Origin of the sequence: Acinetobacter sp. WU_MDCI_Abxb74 (genome assembly GCF_025513915.1) — a bacterium.
GTDB classification, from domain to species: domain Bacteria; phylum Pseudomonadota; class Gammaproteobacteria; order Pseudomonadales; family Moraxellaceae; genus Acinetobacter; species Acinetobacter calcoaceticus_C.
The window spans coordinates 299,740-321,201 of the sequence record NZ_JAHPRP010000002.1 but is presented as its reverse complement, the minus strand read 5'-3'; the positions used below and the strand labels follow the sequence as shown (position 1 = coordinate 321,201).

General features: G+C 35.7%; 16 protein-coding genes and 1 pseudogene. 7 read left to right on the top strand and 10 right to left on the bottom strand.

All coding sequences use genetic code 11. The annotated features are described in order from the left end of the window. Positions 1–37: 37 nt before the first annotated feature. Positions 38–253, bottom strand: coding sequence for a cold-shock protein (locus KTH84_RS07545; RefSeq protein WP_003650532.1), 216 nt, complete (start codon positions 251–253; stop codon positions 38–40). Positions 254–852: 599 nt separating this feature from the next. Between KTH84_RS07545 and KTH84_RS07540 the strand changes: the two genes are divergently transcribed. Continuing rightward, on the top strand, positions 853–4,638 hold the full coding sequence (locus KTH84_RS07540) for an SIR2 family protein (RefSeq protein ID WP_262472741.1): 3,786 nt from the start codon (positions 853–855) through the stop codon (positions 4,636–4,638). Between the two features lie 133 nt (positions 4,639–4,771). Here KTH84_RS07540 and KTH84_RS07535 read toward each other — a convergent pair whose 3' ends face one another. Next, on the bottom strand, positions 4,772–5,203 hold the full coding sequence (locus KTH84_RS07535; protein ID WP_262472739.1) for a hypothetical protein: 432 nt from the start codon (positions 5,201–5,203) through the stop codon (positions 4,772–4,774). A 700-nt stretch (positions 5,204–5,903) separates the two neighbouring features. Here KTH84_RS07535 and KTH84_RS07530 point away from each other — a divergent pair. The 3 genes from KTH84_RS07530 (at position 5,904) to yddG (ending at position 8,133) form a co-directional block, all read left to right on the top strand. Further along, positions 5,904–6,110, top strand: a complete 207-nt coding sequence (locus KTH84_RS07530) for a type II toxin-antitoxin system Phd/YefM family antitoxin (protein WP_262472738.1) — start codon at positions 5,904–5,906, stop codon at positions 6,108–6,110. A 41-nt stretch (positions 6,111–6,151) separates the two neighbouring features. After that, complete coding sequence (locus tag KTH84_RS07525; RefSeq protein ID WP_262472737.1) at positions 6,152–7,078, top strand: DMT family transporter; 927 nt, start codon at positions 6,152–6,154, stop codon at positions 7,076–7,078. Positions 7,079–7,224: 146 nt separating this feature from the next. Next, on the top strand, positions 7,225–8,133 hold the full coding sequence (gene yddG / locus KTH84_RS07520; RefSeq protein ID WP_262472735.1) for an aromatic amino acid DMT transporter YddG: 909 nt from the start codon (positions 7,225–7,227) through the stop codon (positions 8,131–8,133). A gap of 48 nt (positions 8,134–8,181) precedes the next feature. Here the strand turns inward: yddG and KTH84_RS07515 are convergent, their stop codons facing one another. The 8 genes and pseudogenes from KTH84_RS07515 to KTH84_RS07480 all read right to left on the bottom strand — a co-directional run bounded on the left by KTH84_RS07515 (position 8,182) and on the right by KTH84_RS07480 (position 15,961). Continuing rightward, a complete protein-coding gene (locus tag KTH84_RS07515) occupies positions 8,182–8,796 on the bottom strand; it encodes a MarC family protein (RefSeq protein WP_003650503.1) in 615 nt (204 codons plus the stop codon). Between the two features lie 79 nt (positions 8,797–8,875). Next, positions 8,876–10,048, bottom strand: a complete 1,173-nt coding sequence (locus KTH84_RS07510) for a hypothetical protein (RefSeq protein ID WP_262472731.1) — start codon at positions 10,046–10,048, stop codon at positions 8,876–8,878. A 205-nt stretch (positions 10,049–10,253) separates the two neighbouring features. Next, entirely contained in the window at positions 10,254–10,607 is a 354-nt protein-coding gene (locus KTH84_RS07505; RefSeq protein WP_202742946.1) for an ethanolamine utilization protein EutQ, read from the bottom strand. A gap of 13 nt (positions 10,608–10,620) precedes the next feature. Beyond that, positions 10,621–11,937: an NAD(P)/FAD-dependent oxidoreductase gene (locus KTH84_RS07500; RefSeq protein ID WP_262472726.1), complete on the bottom strand. Its 1,317-nt coding sequence runs from the start codon at positions 11,935–11,937 to the stop codon at positions 10,621–10,623. A gap of 17 nt (positions 11,938–11,954) precedes the next feature. Beyond that, complete coding sequence (locus KTH84_RS07495) at positions 11,955–13,160, bottom strand: NAD(P)/FAD-dependent oxidoreductase (RefSeq protein ID WP_262472786.1); 1,206 nt, start codon at positions 13,158–13,160, stop codon at positions 11,955–11,957. Further along, positions 13,149–13,310, bottom strand: a pseudogene (locus tag KTH84_RS07490) (rubredoxin); the annotation flags it as partial. The pseudogene KTH84_RS07490 and the gene KTH84_RS07495, both read right to left, overlap by 12 nt. A gap of 28 nt (positions 13,311–13,338) precedes the next feature. Continuing rightward, entirely contained in the window at positions 13,339–14,769 is a 1,431-nt protein-coding gene (locus KTH84_RS07485) for an aldehyde dehydrogenase family protein (RefSeq protein WP_202742949.1), read from the bottom strand. 1 nt (position 14,770) lies between these two features. Further along, positions 14,771–15,961, bottom strand: coding sequence for an aromatic ring-hydroxylating oxygenase subunit alpha (locus KTH84_RS07480; RefSeq protein WP_202742950.1), 1,191 nt, complete (start codon positions 15,959–15,961; stop codon positions 14,771–14,773). Between the two features lie 327 nt (positions 15,962–16,288). Here KTH84_RS07480 and KTH84_RS07475 point away from each other — a divergent pair, with 327 nt between their 5' ends. The 3 genes from KTH84_RS07475 (at position 16,289) to KTH84_RS07465 (ending at position 21,447) form a co-directional block, all read left to right on the top strand. Beyond that, positions 16,289–17,992 (top strand): BCCT family transporter, encoded by a 1,704-nt coding sequence (locus tag KTH84_RS07475; RefSeq protein WP_202742951.1) that lies wholly within the window; start codon positions 16,289–16,291, stop codon positions 17,990–17,992. 247 nt (positions 17,993–18,239) lie between these two features. Beyond that, positions 18,240–19,961: a BCCT family transporter gene (locus tag KTH84_RS07470; protein WP_262472722.1), complete on the top strand. Its 1,722-nt coding sequence runs from the start codon at positions 18,240–18,242 to the stop codon at positions 19,959–19,961. Between the two features lie 193 nt (positions 19,962–20,154). Continuing rightward, positions 20,155–21,447, top strand: a complete 1,293-nt coding sequence (locus tag KTH84_RS07465) for a M24 family metallopeptidase (protein ID WP_262472720.1) — start codon at positions 20,155–20,157, stop codon at positions 21,445–21,447. Positions 21,448–21,462: the final 15 nt, after the last annotated feature.

Genomic DNA, 21,462 nt, shown 5'->3' with positions numbered 1-21,462 from the left:
CTCATTAGTGCTTTTATTTATTAGTGCTTATAATTATTTATAGAGCAACAATATTTACAGCATTTGGGCCTTTTTGGCCTTGTGCAACACTGAATTCAACACGTTGACCTTCAGCAAGCGTTCTGAAACCTGAGTTAGCGATTTCGCTAAAATGAGCAAAAACGTCTGGTCCTGATTCTGGTTGGATAAAACCGAAACCTTTAGCTTCGTTAAACCACTTAACAGTACCTTTCATGATATTTGAATTAGACATAATAAATCCTATTTTTTTAAATTTAAACCAGTTTATTGGTTATGAGTAACATCGAAATAATAAAGAATGGAGCTTAAAATCTAAAAAAAACGAAGGATTATGACTAATACTGCGGTACTTAGAGAAGATTTACCAAACATGACTTTTTCTAGTTATGTTCATTATATACGAAAAATAAAATTAATCAAGTTTTCTAATATATATATTTATTTTATTTATAAAATAGGGTGATCTTCTGGATTCTGAGTGTTGATAAGCAAGTTGTGCTCAATGTAGGCAGGCAAAGGACAGTGCTCTACCCTTTTTCAGTCAAGCAAATGACATTTGTTTTAAATTAGATCATTAAAAAGTAAGGATAAATAATGAATAAGTTATTGTTTAATTGGGGTTTATAAAGAGGAAATATAACAAATCCCACATCTTTTTTTCTGTAATTTTTCATCTCGTCATTTCATGAGCTATTTAGCATTTTTACTAATCATATTCTCTTAAATCTAATTGGTTCTTTTCTGGAAAATTTGAAACTTCATAGAAGTATTTTTTTATGTTATAAAACATAACTTTATTAATAAAAATATCAATCATAACGGGGAAATAATATGCGCTTTACTAAAACTGGTCCAAATATCCCGAATGAATTAATTGAAGCACAGAAAAAAGGTGAACTTCTATTCTTTTGTGGTGCTGGAGTATCAGTTCCAGCTGGATTACCTACTTTTTATAGTTTAACTAAAAAAGTTGCTGAAAAATTAAATGCACTAGATGATGAGTATAATGAAATTTCACAATTGCTATCTAATTATCAATTTGATCGAACATTTGCAGCTCTAAAAAGAACTTATGGTAATGAAAATGTTGATTCTATTTTATTAAATGAGCTAAAACTTACAAAGACTCCATTACTAACCAATCATGAAAATCTCTTAAAGCTTTCAATCAACGAAGAGAAGAAACCATTTCTTATAACAACAAACTTTGATCTACTTTTTGAAAAAGTGGATAAGAAAATAAAAACATTTGTTCCCCCCTATTTACCCGATCTACAATCTAGAGAAGCTTTATCAGGTATTGTTTACCTACATGGTAAGTGGATAGACCCAAAGAAAAATGAACCTAATAATCTTATTATTTCATCTCAGGATTTTGGGAGCGCATATTTATCGCATGGTTGGGCAACGCGTTTTTTATCAAACCTACTGACACGCCGTACAGTCGTATTAATTGGTTATTCAGGCGATGATACTTTGGTTCGCTATTTACTAGAGGGCCTAAACTCTGAAAATGTGAGTAGTAAAAATAGAATTTATGCATTTGAAAGAGGTGAGCAAAGTAAGATCGATAAAAAATGGTCACAACTTGGTGCTGTGGGTATCTCATATCCTGATCATAATGATCTATGGAATACCATTACAGAGTGGGCAAAATATGCTGGTGATGAAGATAAATGGAATGAGTATATTTTTGAACTTAGCCAGAAAAGCCCAAAAGATTTAGAAGCTTTTGAAAGAGGGCAAGTTACTAATTTTATTTCAACACAAAAAGGTGCAAATAAATTTCAGCTTTTTGAACCGGCCCCAAGTGCAGAATGGATATATGTTTTTGATAAATACATAAGATTAGGAAAAAATAAAAAAGTAAAAGATGAGACAGGTCATGAATATTTATTTGATCCAATTGATTTATACGGTATTGATTCTGATCTAAATCGCCCAGAAATAGAACTAGTTCCTGATCACTTGAAAAATGATATTGGAGAAGACTTCATTGATAGCCTAAATATTGACCCCTCATGTAATTTAAGAGAAAGAATGTCAAATTTAGAATATAAAAAAGTGTTCTATGTTAATTCAAGAATTACTAGCCTGATTAGATGGTTTGTAAAAGTTATTGAACAACCTATGGCTATATCTTGGGTAGCTAAACAATACAATCTACACCCATTAATAATCCGTGAAATTGAAGAAAAATTTAGTGATAATATTAATAAACTTCCTGAGTACAAAATAATATTTTTTAAAAATTTAATATTAAGCCAAAAATTATTAGAGCGACAGCCTACAATAACTTGGTATCAATTAAAATTTCTAGTAGAAAGAAATAATAATATTTTTAATGAATCAAATTTAAGGGATCTTGAATCACTGCTTGAACCAACACTTAAAATAAACAACAACTTCCCAAATAGCTACTATTCAAATAATTTAGAGGAACAAAATCTAAATATAGATTTTAGTGTTCAATTTATCGGTTTTGATCATGATTCCATAAAAGTTAATAATAGTTCACTAATAAGTGTTATAAATATCCTTACAAAATCATTAATAAAATATATAAATTTAATTAAATTTTCCTCATTAAGAATTAGTTCATTTTTGAATTTCGAATATCCTGTAATAACTCTTGAGGATTTTGATAATGAAATGCAAAACACCTATGAAAATACAGGAAAAATTATTGTTTGGTTAAGCTATTTAATTCATAAGCAGATCCAGATAAATGAAAAAGAAATTCATAGACTATCTAAAGAATGGCCAAGAGATGATTCATATATTTTTAATCGTTTAAGATTATTTATCTGGACATACTCTCAAAGTCTTCAATCTTATAATATTGGTAAAAATATACAAAACTTTTCTGATGATCTTTTTTGGAGTTCTATTTTAGAAGCAGATTTATTTAAATTTATTTCTAAAAAATGGGATAATATATCAAACGAAGATCGTTTAAAAATTGAAGATAAGATCATAAAATATTATCCATATAATAAATATTTTGAAAAAGATAGATTTGAACAAAGTAAAATTTATCATATTGGTAGATTATTAAGTCAAATTGAAAATACAAAAACAGGACTATCTGAATCTTCTAAAAATTATTTATTAAAAATCAAAACATCAGATGAATGGCAAGAAAGTTTTTTAGATGAAGAACCTTATTCTCCTAATGCTATTGCAGGCCTTATAAAAACTAACATATCTGCAGAAATGTTAGATTTAAGACTAATAAGCAATTCAACAGAGTTATTTGATAAAATAGAAAAAATAGAGAATGATAGAAGTGTTTTTCTGGAGCAGAATAAACCATTCATTGGCTTAATTCAAAGAGATATATCTTATACTCTTAACTTACTTCTAAAAGAACTTGAGTTAAATAATTTAAGAGAAAATTTCTGGCAACAATTATTTTATAACTTCCCTGAAAATGCCACTCTAGAAGAAAAAATAAATACCGCTAAGACAATATTACTTTTACCTCCTGAAATAATTTTTACTTGTCGATTTTGTTTATCTAGATGGATTAATGAAAAACTAGTATATACATGTATTTCAGATCAAGCATTGTTTTGGCAAATTTGGGATTATGTATTTAATACCTTAAACACTATGGGAATAGAAGCAACGAAAAGTTCATTTGGGGATATTATACGAGGTGGAAAAATTATCAAAAAATCCCGAAAAACTTTAGAATATGCTAGGGATTCTCCTATAGGTAAATTGGTTAATGCAATATTTTTAACCTTTAATATTTGGGAATTAGATCCAAAAATTTGTAAAAGTAACTATCTTTCTAGATTTGAATTAGCATTAAAAAGTGTGGGAGAAGGAGCTGATCATGCCGCAGTGATGATTGCATATCGTTTTAATTTTATTTTTACTAATTATAAAAAATGGGCTGAATATAATTTAATCCCACTTTTAAATATTGAAAATCCATTAAGTGAACCTGTTTGGCATGGATTAATATATACTACACCTTTTAAAAATACATCTTTAAAAATAAAGCCTTATGTTATTCAACTAGTAAAAGAAAAACCTGAATGGTTGGGTAATGAAAAGCTAAAATATAACTTAGCTACATATATTGTTCTTTTAAGCTATTGGTCACACTCTTCGTCTAAATACTACTCAGATCTTGAATTAAGAAATCTAATTCGTAGTTTTGATAATGATATGCTTTCTCATTCATTATGGACGTTAAATCAAATAATCACTAAAGAAAAAAACTGGTTGAGCTTTGGTCGATATTTTATTAAAAATATTTGGCCTAAAGAATTAATTTTTCAAAGTTCAAGAATTTCCGAAAGAATGCTAAATTTAATATTAGAAACATCTGATGAATTTATAGATATCAATAGGCATATAATACCTTATTTAGGAAAAATAGATACAGGCTCTTTATTTCTATATCGATTAATAAAAGATGATAAAGTTTTTCTTTTAGAAAAATATCCTGAAGAAATTCTTTTACTATTAGATAAAGTAATAGGCTCACGAATCGAACATTATGATCATTACCTAAAAAAAATATTAGATAAATTAATCACAGTCAAACCAACCATTAAAAATAATTCCTCATGGAGAAGATTGAAAGAAATCGCAGGATAATTTTTTATTTAATAGATTTAAGTAAATTTTATAACTGTAAACCCTGAAAAAATGACAGCTAAATATTAGTTGTCATTTTATTTATTAATCTCATCTATTAAACTATTAACGCAAGTAATTTCTCTAAAAATTATTATTTTCTAGAGCAAATAAAATCCACTACATCTTCACTACTTCCACCCTCGGTGATGTCTACCCATTTACTCTTTTCTGGATAAATCGTTAAGTCATCTAAACTATTCGTCCCCTCACCTAAGCTTCTATATTTTCTTGTTTTACAATCAATCTCATCTTTAGAAAAAACAGTTTCGTCCTTCCAAACACTGCGATAAATAATTATATGCCTATGTTTCTTTTTTTCATCACTTACTAAAAAATACTTACCATCATAACCACTCTTAAGCATCGGTATTGCTATTTCATTATTAGTTGATGAATTCTGAGTCCCTTGTTCAACACTCACTCTACTTTGTTCTTCTTTTTTTACCTCGCTGTCAGTAGAGTCTGAACTGCTACATCCCGATAAAAAAATAAAACTACATAATACATATTTTAAAATTTTCATAAATTTCTAATTTAATATAAAAAACTAGTTTAGAACTTTATTATTGATTTTTCTACAAATTATCCTAATAAGTCATTTACTAACCTTCATTTCATAGCACTATACTAAAAATGTATATAATTAAATTCTTATTTAAAATTAGATGATTTAAGAGGATTGTCTAACTTTTTAAAACATAACTTTATATAAACCAATAAAAAAAACCTAAACCATTATAGTTCAGGGCTTTTTAAGTCATTTAAAGCTATTCGAGCTTATATGACTTTAATGTCTTGGTAGGTATATCCAATACCAAACAACTTACTAATTAATTGATAATTAAATATTTAAAAAATTAAAAACTTTCAATGATACAAGCCATGATACAAAAATATTGCTACTGTCTTGGCTGTAGGTTTGTATCAATACCTATTTTCTCACTTTAATTTAAGAAACAGCTAAATTTTAGAGGTTACAAAGGTTACTGGGGTTACAAGCTTACAGTGCAAGGCTTTCAAGGCGTAACCTTTTGAAAAAATTGAAAAGGTTACAGATTTTTGAGGTTACATATCAATTTCATAAAAAAAATCTATATCAAGAAACACTTCACAAAGCCACATCCACCCATGATAAAAATTCACTTATCCTTGAGAATAAATCCGTTGAAGCGAATCGTACATTTCACCTATCTTGATGCTGTATTAATCAGGGAGAACTACAAATGAATCAGTGGAATTATTCAAATGCCAGAGCACAACTTACCATGATTATGGATCAAGCTGTCGCTGGACATCCCGTAGAAATTACTCGCAGAGGTCGGCAATCTGCTGTTGTGATCAGCAAAGCTTCTTATGAGGCTTACCAGAAAGCCGTCTATGATGTTGCTTACTATAAAATTTTAGCATCAAAAGAAAATTCAGAAGCCTAAACCCTCTCCAAAAACTATCTTTATTAATGCAGCAAGGTTCCATGAAGCTCAATTTTTCTTTAATTCAACTTGGTTCCTTGTTTGCATTTATCTCTGCATTTCTATTTAGCAGTAAAGCCATTTTTATTAAACAAGCTTATGCTCTTAGCCCCTCATTAGATGCCATTACTCTAATGGCTATCCGCATGGGTATTGCTCTACCCTTCTTTTTACTTATCTGTTGGTTTTGTCGCCGTCAAAATCGCAATATCAAGCTAAGAGATATTCTATATTTACTTTCAGTTGGTTTATTAGGTTATTACATTTCTAGCTGGCTTGATTTCTATGGGCTCATGTTTATTACGGCGTCACTAGAGAGAATTATTTTATTCTTATATCCGACCATGACCGTATTGGCGTCGAGTTTTATCCTCAAGCAAAAACTAAGTTCAAAAACAATATTTGCACTTATCTTAAGTTATGGTGGAACAGTCATTGTTATGCTTCAAGAGCAAAAAATGCTTCCAGACCAACATAACTTCTGGTTTGGAGCAAGCTTAGTGTTTGCTAGTGCTGTTGCTTTTGCTTGCTACCTGTTACTTACCCCGCCGTTAATTAAAAAATTTGGTTCGTGGAACTTGACTGGCCTATCTCTATCAGCGGCTTGTATAGGAACCCTTATTCATTTTATAGCTACAACTACTCATCCTATACAACTGCTTACAACCTTGCCTCTACAAGTTATTTGGTACGGAATCTGTTTAGGTTTATTCGTTACGGTTCTACCTACGCTCTTATTAATATTGAGTATAGAGTACGTAGGAGCAACACAATCCGCTATTATTTCATCCATTAGTCCGATTGTTGCTATTCTTTTATCAGTATTTCTTTTAGGTGAGCATTTAAATACAATTCAGTGGCTAGGTTGTTTTCTTAATATTTTTGGTGTGATGCTTATTACACTTAAAAAAAATAAAACCAATAATTAAATTATAAAAAATATATTTTAAGTATTTTCATTATCTATTTTTAATAATGATAAAAAGTCATTAACTCATGATTATTTATCGTGCTCGACTAACTATTAAAGTGCCCATTTAAAAATTATGATTAATTTTTTAATCGGGTCTATCGTATGAGCCGCCAAATATCAACCTTAATCGGTGTTTCAGCTTTGTTACTTTGGTCCACTTTAGTTGGCTTACTCAGGCTTTCTACAGAAAGTTTTGGTCCTATCTATACAGTGACTTACGTATACACCTTCAGTGCTATTATTTTGTTCTTAACATATGGCCTACCCGATTTAAAAAAGGTTTCAAAGAAGTTTCTTATTCTATCTAGCTTGCTTTTCGTTGTTTTTGAATTATGTTTTGCCTTTTCAATTACTCTAGCAAATTCATCAGAAAAATCGATTGAGATGAATATTATTTTTAATATGTGGCCAACTCTAATTATTATTATGTTGGCAGTATTAAAAGAAGAAAAAGTAAACTTAATGACAATATTAGGAGTGGTTATAAGCTTTTCGGGCATAGTTATAATTAACTATCATCCTAATCTAAACTTTATTGATAATTTTTCAAAAAATCCGATTAGTTACTTTTTAATTTTCCTAGCATCTATTCTTTGGGCTATTTATTGTATCTATACTAAAAAGCAAAGTAATGGAACTAATGCTGTTTCGCTTTATTTTATCTTAACAGCTATAGCCTTATGGATACTTACTATCTCTACTCAAGGCTTTCACCTACCACAGGTTCAAGGAATTAACGGCTATCTATTTGTCTTTATCAATGCCGTTTTTTTCTCTATGGGTTATCTAGCGTGGAATATTGGTATTATCAAAGGTAATATGCCTATATTGATTATGCTTTCTTATTTTTCACCCATTTTCTCATCGGCATTTTCCGCTTTTGTATTGAATTCCGATTTAACAATCAATTTTTGGTATGGTGCATTAACTGTTACCTTCGGCTCATTGATCTGCTGGTTCTCAATTCGAAAAAATCATATCCCACAAAATCAGGCAAAATTAGCTTCTTAGATTTATTAGTCACAGCCAAAAATACTTTGGCTGTGACTTGTTATTTTTTTAAACTTTATCAATCAACCGTGTAACGCCATTTACGATCATATCAACTGCAATTGTTCCAATTAATAGTGCAGCTAACCGCCCTACAATATCGAAATAACGATCAATATATTTGGCATGTTTATAGCGTAAGTGATCATGAGAAAACTTCATTGCTATCAAAACACTACAAGTCAGAAATAGCACCAGAGCAATAACTATAGCCGCCTCTACAATAGACATACTCATTCCTGTAACTACAGCTGCACTAATTGTTCCTGGTCCAATCATAAATGGCATAGCTACAGTACCCGCTAAATGCTCTGGCGCTCCTCGCATTTCACCAATCGTATCAGCTCCTTGAAAAACATATCGATAACCAATCACTAGAAAAATCAGACCACCGAAAATCAAAAATGATTCAAACCTAACATTTAAATACCGATTAAAAATTGCTTCTCCACCCCATGCGAATAAGAGGAATACCACATATGCAATGAGCCCCCCTTGAATCAAAGCTTTATTAAATACTTTAGTCTCTGTATGACGAATTAGGCCGATCATATAGATACTCATGAGAAATGGATTAAGCAGTGAGAAAAACAAAATGAATGTACTAATAAATGGTGATGACATATTTATTATCCCTAAACGACTTCAGGAAGCTTTTAAACTTCCTGAAAATATCGATAAATGAAAAAGGCTGTGCATACTCTTAGAAGCTATAAATCAACATTAGATTTAAAAGTTTGTTCCACTCCCCATCATCACCAGCTGCAAGCGAACTACCATTTCCACCAACAAACGGGTCGTTTTTACTCATCACATATTCGGTATATAAAGAAACATTTTTATAGTCCCAAGCCACACCAACAATGTTGCGCTGTGAATCATCAAATCCCTTTTCTTTCTTGTTAAAACCACTAAAAACCACATACGGCGTAACATTGAGCGAATCTCTCACATTCTTAAATACATAGCTCGTATCAACCGTATAGAAATAGCCCTTGTTCGCAATATCATATTCGCCGTCAAAAGAACCAAAAGTTGAGCTCGCTGGACTCAATACATCTTTATTACTAATCGACTGCCGCCCACCAGTAAGCACGACATTTAGATTTTTATAGTTAATGCGGTTAAATAGGGCCCATGTGTTTCGGTTTCCATCAGCAGAGGTTTTTTTATTTTCAATATCTGAATACCAATAACTTCCACCTACTGATACCTTGAGATCATCTGTACTTAAAAACTTAAGATCTTGATCTACACGGGCCATCCACATATTTTTTTCATTTAGGTCAGTCTTGAGTGGATCAGATGAGGTGACAACATTAGCCGTATAACGTGCTGAATCTTTGCTGGTCCCGTGATAATTACCACCATCGGTTGCGAAATAAGCCAAATCCACTTTAGTTGCAGACGGTAATTCAAAGTGATAGTTTGCCCCTAAATTGGAAGCATCCTGTAAACCCATAGTGTTGTTGATACCAGCATAAAAGCTACTATCCCAGAAACGGCCTGGACCAAAAGGAATTGGTTGTACACCTATAGTAATATGATCTGTTGAGTTTAAATGGTAGCCAGCATAGCCATAAACCAAAGTAGAGAAATCACAGAACGTATCGTATTGATAACAACGATATTCGACTTTTCCAAACCAGTCAGGTGACTCATAACCTAGTCTTAAAATAGCTGCATCAAATTTTATTTTCTGGTCTGATGCAGATTCACCATAATCCTTATCTTGATAATTCCCTCGTAAAGCACCTGATATTGTTAAAGCACCCGTATCACTTTTAGGGTCACCGAAAGTGACTCCTGCAAAAGCAGGTAATGCCATTCCAACTGAAATCAACCCAAATCCAAGTGTTAAATAGACTTTGCTCATTTACAAATCCTTGTTTAAATGAAGATTTGCAGAGAACCTTTCCTGTTCTCTGCTTATTTTTTTCAGACAATACTTCCCTGTTCAGGAGAAGCTCCTGAAATTTAAAATTTTCGTTAATTCGTGTTAACCCTAATTCAGGGCTAGGTGCTCATAAGAATAAAGCGACCCACATCATTCTTTTCCTGAACAATATGGATCGCTTCTTTTATGCAATCCCGTGCAATTCTTTCCAGTTACCCGGATGTACTACATAACCAAATACTGCATGCCCACCATAAATCAGTTCGGTACCTTCAGGAATCCATAACATTTGACCTGGTCGAACTTCATATTTTTGGCCATTGGCAGTGAGTTCGAAACAGCCTTCAATTACAAAAATGACTTCGTCATAAAGTAATTTCCAACTCACTTCTGCACCTTCCCAACGTGCAAAACCGATACCCATGTTTGGAGAAACATCAGCACCTAATGCTCTAGCAACATAAGCTGTGCCGTTTGGTGTTTCACCACGTAAATTAAAATCAAGTTGAGCACTATCAACTAACTTTACTTCTTTCATCTATTTCTCCAGCTTACAATTCACTACGACTGCGCCATTTTTCAAATCTAATACGTGTTCTGACACCTAAACCTAAGAATGGTTCTGGTGGATTTAAACTAGGCATACCAGTTACATACTGGATATCTCTTAAAGCTTGAGAATCTGATCCAACGACTAAATCCGCTAATAGAGTTCCTGAAATTGTTCCCCATGCAGCCCCCACGCCATTGTCACAAGCACTCGCGAAAACGCCGTCTTCTAACTCACCAAAAAAGTTAGTGAAATTTCGGGAAATAGCGTAAGCACCGCCCCATGTATGGGTAAATGGAACATTTGCTAAATCTGGGTAACGACCTAAAAATGCCTTCCGGTGATCTTCTTGTATCCAGCGACGATTATCATCATTTATGTTTGCACCATATTTAGGCACATGCTTATAAGTATTACGGATTAGGATACGGCGATCTGCAGTCATCCTTAAGGTTGTTCCTGCATGGTCGGCTGGAGTAAGTCCCCAATCTAAATCACCACGATAAACTTTCATTTCCTGATCAGTTAATGGACGTGTCCAGCTCGCAAAAGTCATGACAGGTAATAAACGGTTCTTCAAGTAACCAAATTCACGCGTAAAAATACTTGTCGCAAGTAGTACTTTAGGTGCTGTGATTGACCCGTCATCACCTTGTAAAAGCCACTGGTTATTACTTTTTTGCAAACTACGAATTGGAGATTGCTCTAATAACTCAACGCTATCTGGTAAATTGTCACCCATACCGCGTACTAAAGCTGCTGGTTGCATCAAATATGAACCAGGAGTAAAAATCGCACGGCTATAAAAATCTGTACCCAATACTTTTTGAAGCTCTGCTTTTTCGACCCAACGATATGGTTCACCTAAATCTTTCATTAGGTGCTCAAAATGATTGAGATGCGCTTCACCACGCTCACCTACAGCACCTTGATATTTACCAGCTGCAGACCATTGGCAATCAATGTTATGGCGCTCTACCAAACCTTGTAATTGGGCAATTGCCGATCGGTTCAGACTCAATAACTTTTGCTTATGTGAAGGGTCTGGATGTGATAATGCAAATTTATGTGGTAAATCAATTACAAAGCCTGAGTTACGTCCTGAAGCGCCTTCAGCTACACGCTGTGCATCCACTAAAATAATACGGGCATTCGGTTTGAGTTCAGCTAATCTTCGAGCTGCTGCTAACCCTGCAAAGCCTGCTCCGATAATGGCATAGTCAGCTTTTTGTGGACCGATTAACTTTTTAATAGGCCCCGCTGGAGGCAATGCCGCATACCAACCACACGTACTATCATCATTTGGTAAAGCAATCATTTTGTTATTCCCTTAACTTAAACTGTGGATGGGCACGAATTTAGTTTCTCAAGCCACTCACTACGATGGTGCTGTAATTGGCGACCAAGTAAAGCAAAGCCTGCTAGCTTGCCTTGTGCATTGTAGAAACCGGCAGCTAACTCGCCGTCATGTTGTTCCACTTTCCACTCACCCGTTCCCATTGCTGGCAAGACAGATAGTGGCAAAATTGGTGTTTTTACTAAAACTGGTGTCGATTTCAAATCCGCAGCAGTTGACTGACCTAAAAGATTATTAACTAACGCTGGTAATGCTTGAGTGATTGGGTTGATATAAGGTGCCCATTGACCATTCACTTCGGCACAATCACCTAAAGCAAAAATCGCAGGATCGCTACTACGGTGATCAAGTCCAGTACAAATACCGCGAGCTGTTTCTAGACCGGCTGCTTGAGCAAGTGCAATATTTGGTCTCAGACCAACTGCACTTAATACCAAGTCAGTTTCAAATGATTGACCATCTTGGAGTATTAACTGGTAACGACCATTTGCAGATTGAATAGAACGGATACTATTTTGTAGTCTCCACTCCACCCCTAACTGGCTTAGAGCATTTTGTAGAGCATGACCTAAAGGTTCTGGAATAAGACGTGCCATTGCCCATTTGCCAAGCCCAACAACTGTAACTTTGATGCCATGTGCAGCTAAGTCATTGGCAAACTCACAACCAATAAGACCATCCCCAAGAATTGTGACATGCTGTTTATCTGATAATTGCTGACGGAAACGGCGATAATCCGCTAGATCATTTACACTTAATGTCGCCGTCGAATCACCATCAATAGGAATTACAACTGGTGTTGCTCCAGTAGCCAGTACTAGTCTGCCGTAAGGATAATCACCAATAGTGGTTTGAAGCTTTTTATTGGCACGGTCAATATGAGTTACTTTCGTATGTGGATAAACGCGGATATTTAAACGTTGTTCCCAACTAAGAGCAGACTCACGAACCAAACTATCGCCGTCTTTCCCTAATGCTAAAGCATTAGATAAAGCTGGTTTACTATATAAGGCACCGTCATCAGCAGTAAATACGGTAATAGACAAGTCTGGAGATTGTGCACGTAAAGTTGAAGCCACTTGATAGCCAGCATGGCCACTGCCAATAATAACGACAGGTTCAATCACTGGAGCTGCAGCTACTACCGGAACTTCCTCGATTTCAACATCAGTAATATCGAGCATTTCGAAGTCGGCTTTACCAACCTGACACTCTGGGCACATCCAGTCATCTGGAATATCTTCCCATTTTGTCCCTGGTGCTATCCCGTCATCAGGCCAGCCTTTAGCTTCATCATAGATCCAGCCACAGACAATACATAACCACTTTCTCATCTTGTCTATTTCCCTTATTTCTTACAAATTACACGTTATGTTTCAAACGGATACCAATATTGCGAGTTTGAACATAACTGTAGATGGCTTCCTGCCCTTTTTCGCGACCAAAACCAGATAAGCCCACACCACCAAATGGTGTTTCGATACCGCCAGCAAACCATTCGTTAATAAAGACTTGACCAGCAATAAGTCGGTTTGCTACGCGAAGTGTTTGATTCAGATTTTCACCAAATACACCTGCAACAAGTCCAAAGTCCGTACCATTTGCGATAGCAACAGCTTGGTCTTCGTCATCGAAAGGCATGATCACCATTACAGGACCAAAAACTTCTTCTTGAGCAATCGACATGTCATCTTTTGCTTCAATAATGGTTGGTAGGACGAAGTAACCTTCTAGATCGGCGGCTTTTCCGCCTGTTAAAACATTGGCACCTTCTTCACGTGCCTTATCAATCATGGCAAGAATTTGCTGTTGCTGATCTTTAGATACAACTGGAGTAAGATCGGCATTACTTTCGCCAATACCTACAGTTAGGCTCTCTGCAAGATTCACTACAGCTGCTTTAACTTCTTCATAGCGACTGCGGTGCACCAATAAGCGAGACATCGCTGAGCAAACTTGCCCAGAGTTATAAAAAATGCCGACTTTAACGCTACGTAGTAATTGCTCAAGATCAACATCCGCAAAAGCAATTGCAGCTGACTTACCACCCAACTCCATTACAGAAGGTGTTGCACGTTCAGCCGCATCTTTCAAAATGCGTTGGCCGGTTGGTACTGAGCCTGTGAAAACAATCTGGTTCGTATCTTGATGTTTAACCAGATGAGTACCAACTTCTGATCCTTTACCACACAATAAGTTCACTGCACCTTGTGGAAAGCCAGCTTTCTCAATAGCTTTGATGAGTAAAACCATTCCTAAAGGTGAAACTTCAGGTGACTTAATTACAACCGCATTACCAGCCGCTAAAGCAGGTGCTAATGAGCGTGCGCAGATCGAGACGGGAAAGTTCCAAGGTACGATTTGAACTGACACACCCATCGGAATATATGAAGTAAAATCAACGTAATCTTTACCTAAAGGTACTGATATCCCTTCAATTTTATCTGCCATACCCGCGTAGTATTCAAAATAGCGAGCTGCTTCATCAAATTCTTCACGTGCTGTATCAACATTTTTGCCATTTTCACGGCACAGGATTAATGCACCCTCTTCAGCAATTTCACGAATTGCTTCTGCTGCTTTTAACATCCACGCCGTACGTTTTGCAGGACGTACATCAGTTAAAGCACCGCTATTCGCACAACGTCGAGCTGCTGCCATCGCAGCATCTGCATCTTCAATGCTTGCACGAGCAACTGTTGCAAAAGCTTTATCGGTTGCCGGGTTGATAACTTCCAATTGGCGAGAAGCATCTCGCCATTGGCCATCAACATAGTTGAGGTAATGTTGCATATTATGCCTCCAATGCTGTTTTAGCTTGGGTTGCTAACCATTTCTGGAAGAAGTGTGTTGGCAAATCCATCTCAGGAGAGAAAACCCCTCCACCAAAGCCAGGTGAATGACGACCTTTTTGCATGGTTTCAACCGCAAATACATCTTCAGCAAATACAACTTTCCATGATTCTAAAGTTGCTTCACGGCATGCATCATATTTAGCGTCTAGTGATTCATCACCAACGTAATACAAGCGTAATTTTTCAATTGTTTGCTCTGGAGCAATTGGATCAATCATCATTGCAAATGCATGATCAGCTTGAATACCTAATAATACGTTCGGGAACACAGCTACATATTCAGCATGACGAAGTTGATCTTCTGGCCAGCTTGGGAATTTGGGTAAATGCGTACCCGCTGTAGCTGACAAGTTATATTTATAACTACCCTGACCAGCGAAGCGATCTTCAAACATAATGTTGTAGTGATCTTCAAGTTTTGAATATGTATTTAGTGCTGGGTGTACCCAAGGTAAGTGATAAGCTTCGCAATAGTTTTCAACTGTAAGTTTCCAGTTACTTTTTACAGGTAACTCGAAAGTTGAACCTACTTTGCTAGTGCGAATAAGTTCTAAGTCGTTTTCACCCAAGAAAGGCTTCCAACGTTCAACCAATGGTGCAATATGTTCTTCAAAAGTTGGTGCATCACCAGAGATATTTACGAATACCATATCCATCCAAATTGCTGAACGGAGAGCTTTTAAGCCATGTTTTTCACATTTAAAACGTTCATCTTTATGTTGGTTAATTCCGCCAACATGTGGAGTACCTTTTAAGTTACCGTTTAGGTCATAACTCCAAGAGTGGTATTGGCAACGAATTACACCTTCAATAGTGCCTTCTTGCTGCACCAAAATCATACCGCGATGGCTACAAACGTTATGGAAAACTTGGATTTCCCCTTCACGGTTGCGCATCATTACCAAAGGCATGCCCATAAAATTAACAGGCTTCACATAGCTCTTTTTAGGTAAATCAGAAGCAAACCCAACACACACCCAAGTTTTACTTAAAATATTGTCACGTTCAAAATTAAAATATTCGCTACTGGTATATGCTAAATTTGGCATACCATTTGATTCAGTAATAGGATTCAAAACATTATCGACTTGCTGAACCGTAATTAATTGCTGGCTAACTCGACTATTCATCTGATGATCTCCATATATTTAAAACTAACGCAGAACTCCCTGCGTTGAGATGATTTGCACACTCTGCTATTTCTTTAGAGATTGTGTTAAATATCGATTCTTCCGACAAACGACTTTTTAGCTAGGCATATATGAGTTTTTCTCATACGTAAAAAATGGATTTAAACACTACGATTTTTATAAAAATAATTGCTACCCATGACTAAAACTCACTAGTCGGTGAGAATAAATCAGTTGAGCAATCTTCTCCCACCTCACTACCCTGTATTATTAGTATTAAGCAGCTAATAGTTTTTTAGCTGTTGGAAACGCATCCAAGGAGTAGTTATGCGTACAACAACAGGAGTCATGAAAGGGCTTAATCCGACTGTTACTATTGTCTCAAAGTTATTACTCTTCATTTTTATTGCTTTCTGCATTTTTAAGGAAAAACAGGCAGGTGAATATTTTCAACTGATATCAAGTGCCTTATTACAAAATGCAAAATGGTACCTTCTACTTTTAGCAACTTTCTTATTAGGATTTATCATCTATTTATGTATGAGCCGTTATGGCCATATTCGTTTAGGAAAGGATGACGAAAAACCCGAGTATAGTAATATTGCCTGGATCTGCATGCTTTTTTCATGTGGGATGGGTATTGGCTTGATGTTTTGGTCGGTAGCAGAACCAATCAGCCACTATGCAAGTAATCCATTTACCAAAGGTCTTTCAGATGAATCTGCCCGGATGGCAATGCAATTGACATTCTTTCATTGGGGATTACATCCATGGGGATTATTCTGTTTAGTAGCGGTTGCTTTAGGGTATTTTGCTTACCGTAAAAACTTACCTTTTGCCATGCGCTCAGTTTTATACCCATTAATAGGTAATAAAATTTATGGGCCAATAGGTAATATCGTTGACATCATCACCATCGTAATTACTGCTTTCGGTATTTCACAGTCATTAAGTATGGGAATACTTGAACTAAATACCGGGCTCAACCACACCTTTGGCATTAGTGTAGATGTCAAAATTCAGCTCTTAATGGTAGTGATTCTTTGTGCTTTAGCTACCATTTCTTTGTTATCTGCAATCAGTAAAGGCTTCAAGATCATTGCTGAAGGCAACATGATCATTTCTTATTTATTAGTCTTTATTATTATTTTTATTGGCTCAACTCAATATATTTTGAATACCTTTTTTGAAGGAATAGGCGATTATTTACAAAACATTGTAGGTATGAGTTTATGGAGTGATGCGCAAAAAAATTCAGGTTGGCAAAACTGGTGGACTGCGTACTACTGGCCTTGGTGGATGACTTGGGCACCTTTTGTTGGTCTTTTCATTGCTCGTATTTCTAGAGGCCGCACGATTCGTGAAGTCATTCTAGGCTCACTTGCCGCACCCACACTTCTGACTTTCCTCTGGATTGCTGCATTTGGTGGCGCCGCACTCAAAATTGAAAAAGCCAATCATCAACCTGTTGCTCAAGAAGTTGTTGTGACCACTTCACAGGTAACCCTTCCTCCAGTAGCTCCCGTTCATGAAATGACTATTGCGGAAGCGACTAAAAAGGAACCGGCACGAGCTGTGTTTGTATTTTTTGATCATCTTGCTTCAGATCATAATACAAAAGTATTTTTAAGTGCTTTGCTCTGTCTATTACTAGCTATCCATATAATTACTCTAGTTAACTCAGGCACACTTGTTCTCTGCTTTTTAGATTCCAATGGTGCTACCAATCCATCTGTAGCTATCAGGCTAGTCTGGAGCATAATCATTCCATTGATAGGTGGAGGGCTACTATTAACTGGCGGACTATCAGCTATTCAAACGGCTTGTGTCATTGCTGGTTTCCCGATATCAATTCTTTTGGGAATCACTTGTATTTCACTGATAAAAAGCTTAAGGGAAGATCCATTAGCTTGGGTCATGATGCCAGAACATGTTCGTCCCGATTCTTGTAAAACGGAGCAAAAACTTGTTGAAAAACCTAAAGAGAAAAGTTTAACGGAAGCAGATAATCAATTTGTTACTGAAACTTAAGAACTAATTTAAAAAATAGGGATGATTACATCCCTATTTTCATTATTATATTTCTCTAAATTTTTATTAATTATTTGAGCTATTCAATAATTAATCCCATCTCATTAAAAATAAATCAACCTATGACAAAAACTCAGTCATTAGTGAGAATAAATCGGTTGAGCTAACTTTGTCCTCCTCATTACTCTGTATATACAAATTCAACAGCTAAAGGTTTAGCTGTACGTAACGCATCCAAGGAGGAGTTATGCGTACAACAGGGATCTCCGAATCCAACACAGCCGTATCTGTGATTTCGAAAATATTAGTAGTCATATTTGTTTTATTCTGTGCTGTATACGCAGATAAAGCAGCTGAAATTTTTTCTTATTTATCAAATATTTTATTGCACAACATGAAGTGGTTTATCCTATTGTCAGTGACTGGTATCTGCTTCTTTCTTATCTATGTCATGTTCAGTCGTTATGGCCTAATTAAACTAGGTAAAGACACAGACAAACCTGAATATAGCTACTTTGCATGGATCTCAATGCTATTCTCATGTGCAATGGGTGTAGGATTAGTTTTCTGGGGCGTTGCAGAACCCATGAATCACTATGCCAGCAATCCATTCACGAAGGGTTTAACTGATCAAGCTGCAAGTATGGCAATGCAAATCACCTTCTTCCATTGGGGCTTACATGCTTGGTCAGTTTACTGTATTACAGCTTTAGCAATTGGCTATTTCTCATATCGTAAGGGACTACCTTTTTCTTTACGCTCCATCTTACATCCACTTATTGGAAATCGCATCTATGGACCCATTGGAAATTTAGTCGATATTATTGTTATTGTTGTTACTACTTTTGGTATTTCTCAAACTCTTGCACTTGGCGTCCTACAGATTAATGCTGGCCTCAATAAGGTTTTTGGTTTAGGTATTAATGTCACGTCTCAATTTATTATTTTAGTATTGTTGTCTAGCCTTGCAACCATTTCTGTCGTCCGTGGTATTGGCACAGGCATGCGTCGTATCTCAGAATTAAACATTATTTTATCAATTATTTTAATCGTGATCTTAATGTGTGTCGGCCCTGCTCGTTATATTACCAATTCTTATATTGAAGGTTTAAGTAACTACTCTTCCAACTTTATCAGCATGAGCTTATGGAGTGATACACAAAAAGATTCTGAATGGCAAAACTGGTGGACAGCATTCTATTGGTTATGGTGGTCAACTTGGGCGCCTTTTGTAGGGATGTTCATTGCCAAGATTTCTAAAGGCCGAACCATTCGTCAACTTATTGCAGGCGTTTTAATTGTTCCAACTTTAGTGACATTTATCTGGATGAGTGTCTTTGGTGGTTCCGCACTTAAAGTTGAGCAAAATGCTCGTCATACATTCGAGCAACAACAAACGACACAGGTAATGCAGGCTCCAGCAACTGCAGACTTAAACATACAAACAGACGCATCTTCTAAAACGACGGATACAGCACAAGCATCATCTGAATTTACAGGTGGACCCATTGTTAAAGCTACCCAAAAAGACAATACCCTCGCCATCTTTGCTTTATACGATGCAATTGATGATGGTTTGTTTGGGATGATCCTTAGTATTACAACATGCTTGCTACTTATTACATATTTAGTCACGTCACAGGATGGTGGCACACATGTGTTATGTTTCCTTGACACTCGCTCAGAAAAAGATAGCCCTATTCGCACTCGACTCATTTGGTGCCTTTTTGTAACCTCAATTAGTTTGGGACTACTTTATGTTGGTGGGTTAAAAGCGATTCAAACTGCCGTTATTCTGTTTGGTTTCCCAATCTTGATTCTGTTAACTATTATGTGTGGGGCATTACTTAAAGCATTACATAAAGAAGTTTCAACAGGTCTTACAAGCTCACCAACAGAAGAAGCAAAAGAAGATTTTTCTACCACTACACTAACTTCAACCGAAATCCAAACAAAGGCTGAGGTTTAATCTCGACTTTGGTCAATGGGTAATATAAGGAGAGCAATTTTAAATTGCTCTCCTTTTCTTATATTCAAAAAAATAATTAAAAACATGATTTTAACTCATGATCACCCACCCAAAAAATCGCTATTCAATTCGGAAGTTATGTATTAATAGTAATGACTGATGGACAATAACAAAGATTATGTAAGGATATAACATGAATAGTAAGCAACTCTTTCAAAATCGTATAGGTAATCGTCATCCTGAACATTTAAATATGCATCAAATTGGACCAGGCGACTTAGCAACATCGGAATGGAAACAAGCTGGTCTTACACTTCCTAATTTAGATCGTATGCACCAATACCGTTTAGATCGAATTTGTGCATTATTAAAACAACAAGGATTAGCCGGTATTTTGCTTTATGACCCTATTAATATTCGTTATGCAACAGGTACGACGAATATGCAGGTGTGGCTATTACATAATGCTGGACGCTATACCTATGTTTCCGCAGAAGGAAAAGTCGTGTTGTGGGAATTTGATCACTGTGATTTCTTAGCAGATCATTCTAAAGTGGTTAGTCAAATTCGCCCATGTATCTCATGGTTTTATTTCTGCGCAGGATCCCGTATTGAGGAACAAGTAAAAAAATGGGCACATGAAATTTATGAGGTCATTTTGGAACTAGGTCAAGGCAATAAAAAAATTGCTGTCGATAAATGTAATGATGAAGGGATTAGAGAATTACAACACCTTGGCCTCAGTATTGAAAATGGTGAAGTAATCATGGAACTTGCACGCGCCATTAAAGGTGAAGACGAAATTAATGCCATGCGTTGTGCAGTCCATGCCACAGATTCAGCCATAGCAGTCATGCATAGCCATCTTGAACCAGGTATTTCTGAACAACGCTTATGGTCATATTTACATGCTGAAAATATTGCTCGTGGAGGTGAGTGGATTGAAACTCGCCTATTATCTTCTGGTCCTCGCTGTAATCCGTGGTATCAAGAATGTAGTGGAAGGGTTATCCAAAATGGTGATTTAGTCGGTTTTGATACAGATATGATTGGCGCCTATGGCATTTGTGTTGATACTTCGCGGACATGGCTATGTGGCGATAAAGCCCCAACAGCCGAGCAAAAAAAGATTTACCAAATGGCATATGAGCAGATTCAATTTAATACTGAATTATTAAAAGCTGGGGTAACTTATAAAGAACTGACTCATCAAGCTCTACAATACGATCCAACTGAATATAATCACTATTCCTTCCTCTATCATGGAGTGGGCTTATGTGATGAAGCACCCGGTATCTATTTTAAAGAAGCATGGGATAATTACGGATACGATGGTGTTTTAGAACCTGGTATGGTTATATGTGTAGAGAGTTACGTGGGACATAAACACGGTGGTTCAGGTGTTAAGCTTGAAAATCAAATTCTTATTACTGAAAATGAACCTGAAGTTTTAACTTTGTATCCATTTGAATCGCGATTACTGTAAATAAAGGGATCTAAT

Excerpts from the sequence above, each read along its gene's own strand:
- KTH84_RS07535 (WP_262472739.1), bottom strand. The coding sequence starts at position 5,203 with ATGAAAATTTTAAAATATGTATTATGTAGTTTTATTTTTTTATCGGGA.
- KTH84_RS07515 (WP_003650503.1), bottom strand. The coding sequence starts at position 8,796 with ATGTCATCACCATTTATTAGTACATTCATTTTGTTTTTCTCACTGCTT.
- KTH84_RS07505 (WP_202742946.1), bottom strand. The coding sequence starts at position 10,607 with ATGAAAGAAGTAAAGTTAGTTGATAGTGCTCAACTTGATTTTAATTTA.
- KTH84_RS07545 (WP_003650532.1), bottom strand. The coding sequence starts at position 253 with ATGTCTAATTCAAATATCATGAAAGGTACTGTTAAGTGGTTTAACGAA.
- KTH84_RS07530 (WP_262472738.1), top strand. The coding sequence starts at position 5,904 with ATGAATCAGTGGAATTATTCAAATGCCAGAGCACAACTTACCATGATT.
- KTH84_RS07540 (WP_262472741.1), top strand. The coding sequence starts at position 853 with ATGCGCTTTACTAAAACTGGTCCAAATATCCCGAATGAATTAATTGAA.
- KTH84_RS07465 (WP_262472720.1), top strand. The coding sequence starts at position 20,155 with ATGAATAGTAAGCAACTCTTTCAAAATCGTATAGGTAATCGTCATCCT.
- KTH84_RS07495 (WP_262472786.1), bottom strand. The coding sequence starts at position 13,160 with ATGCTCGATATTACTGATGTTGAAATCGAGGAAGTTCCGGTAGTAGCT.
- KTH84_RS07485 (WP_202742949.1), bottom strand. The coding sequence starts at position 14,769 with ATGCAACATTACCTCAACTATGTTGATGGCCAATGGCGAGATGCTTCT.
- yddG (WP_262472735.1), top strand. The coding sequence starts at position 7,225 with ATGAGCCGCCAAATATCAACCTTAATCGGTGTTTCAGCTTTGTTACTT.
- KTH84_RS07480 (WP_202742950.1), bottom strand. The coding sequence starts at position 15,961 with ATGAATAGTCGAGTTAGCCAGCAATTAATTACGGTTCAGCAAGTCGAT.
- KTH84_RS07510 (WP_262472731.1), bottom strand. The coding sequence starts at position 10,048 with ATGAGCAAAGTCTATTTAACACTTGGATTTGGGTTGATTTCAGTTGGA.
- KTH84_RS07475 (WP_202742951.1), top strand. The coding sequence starts at position 16,289 with ATGCGTACAACAACAGGAGTCATGAAAGGGCTTAATCCGACTGTTACT.
- KTH84_RS07500 (WP_262472726.1), bottom strand. The coding sequence starts at position 11,937 with ATGATTGCTTTACCAAATGATGATAGTACGTGTGGTTGGTATGCGGCA.
- KTH84_RS07470 (WP_262472722.1), top strand. The coding sequence starts at position 18,240 with ATGCGTACAACAGGGATCTCCGAATCCAACACAGCCGTATCTGTGATT.
- KTH84_RS07525 (WP_262472737.1), top strand. The coding sequence starts at position 6,152 with ATGAAGCTCAATTTTTCTTTAATTCAACTTGGTTCCTTGTTTGCATTT.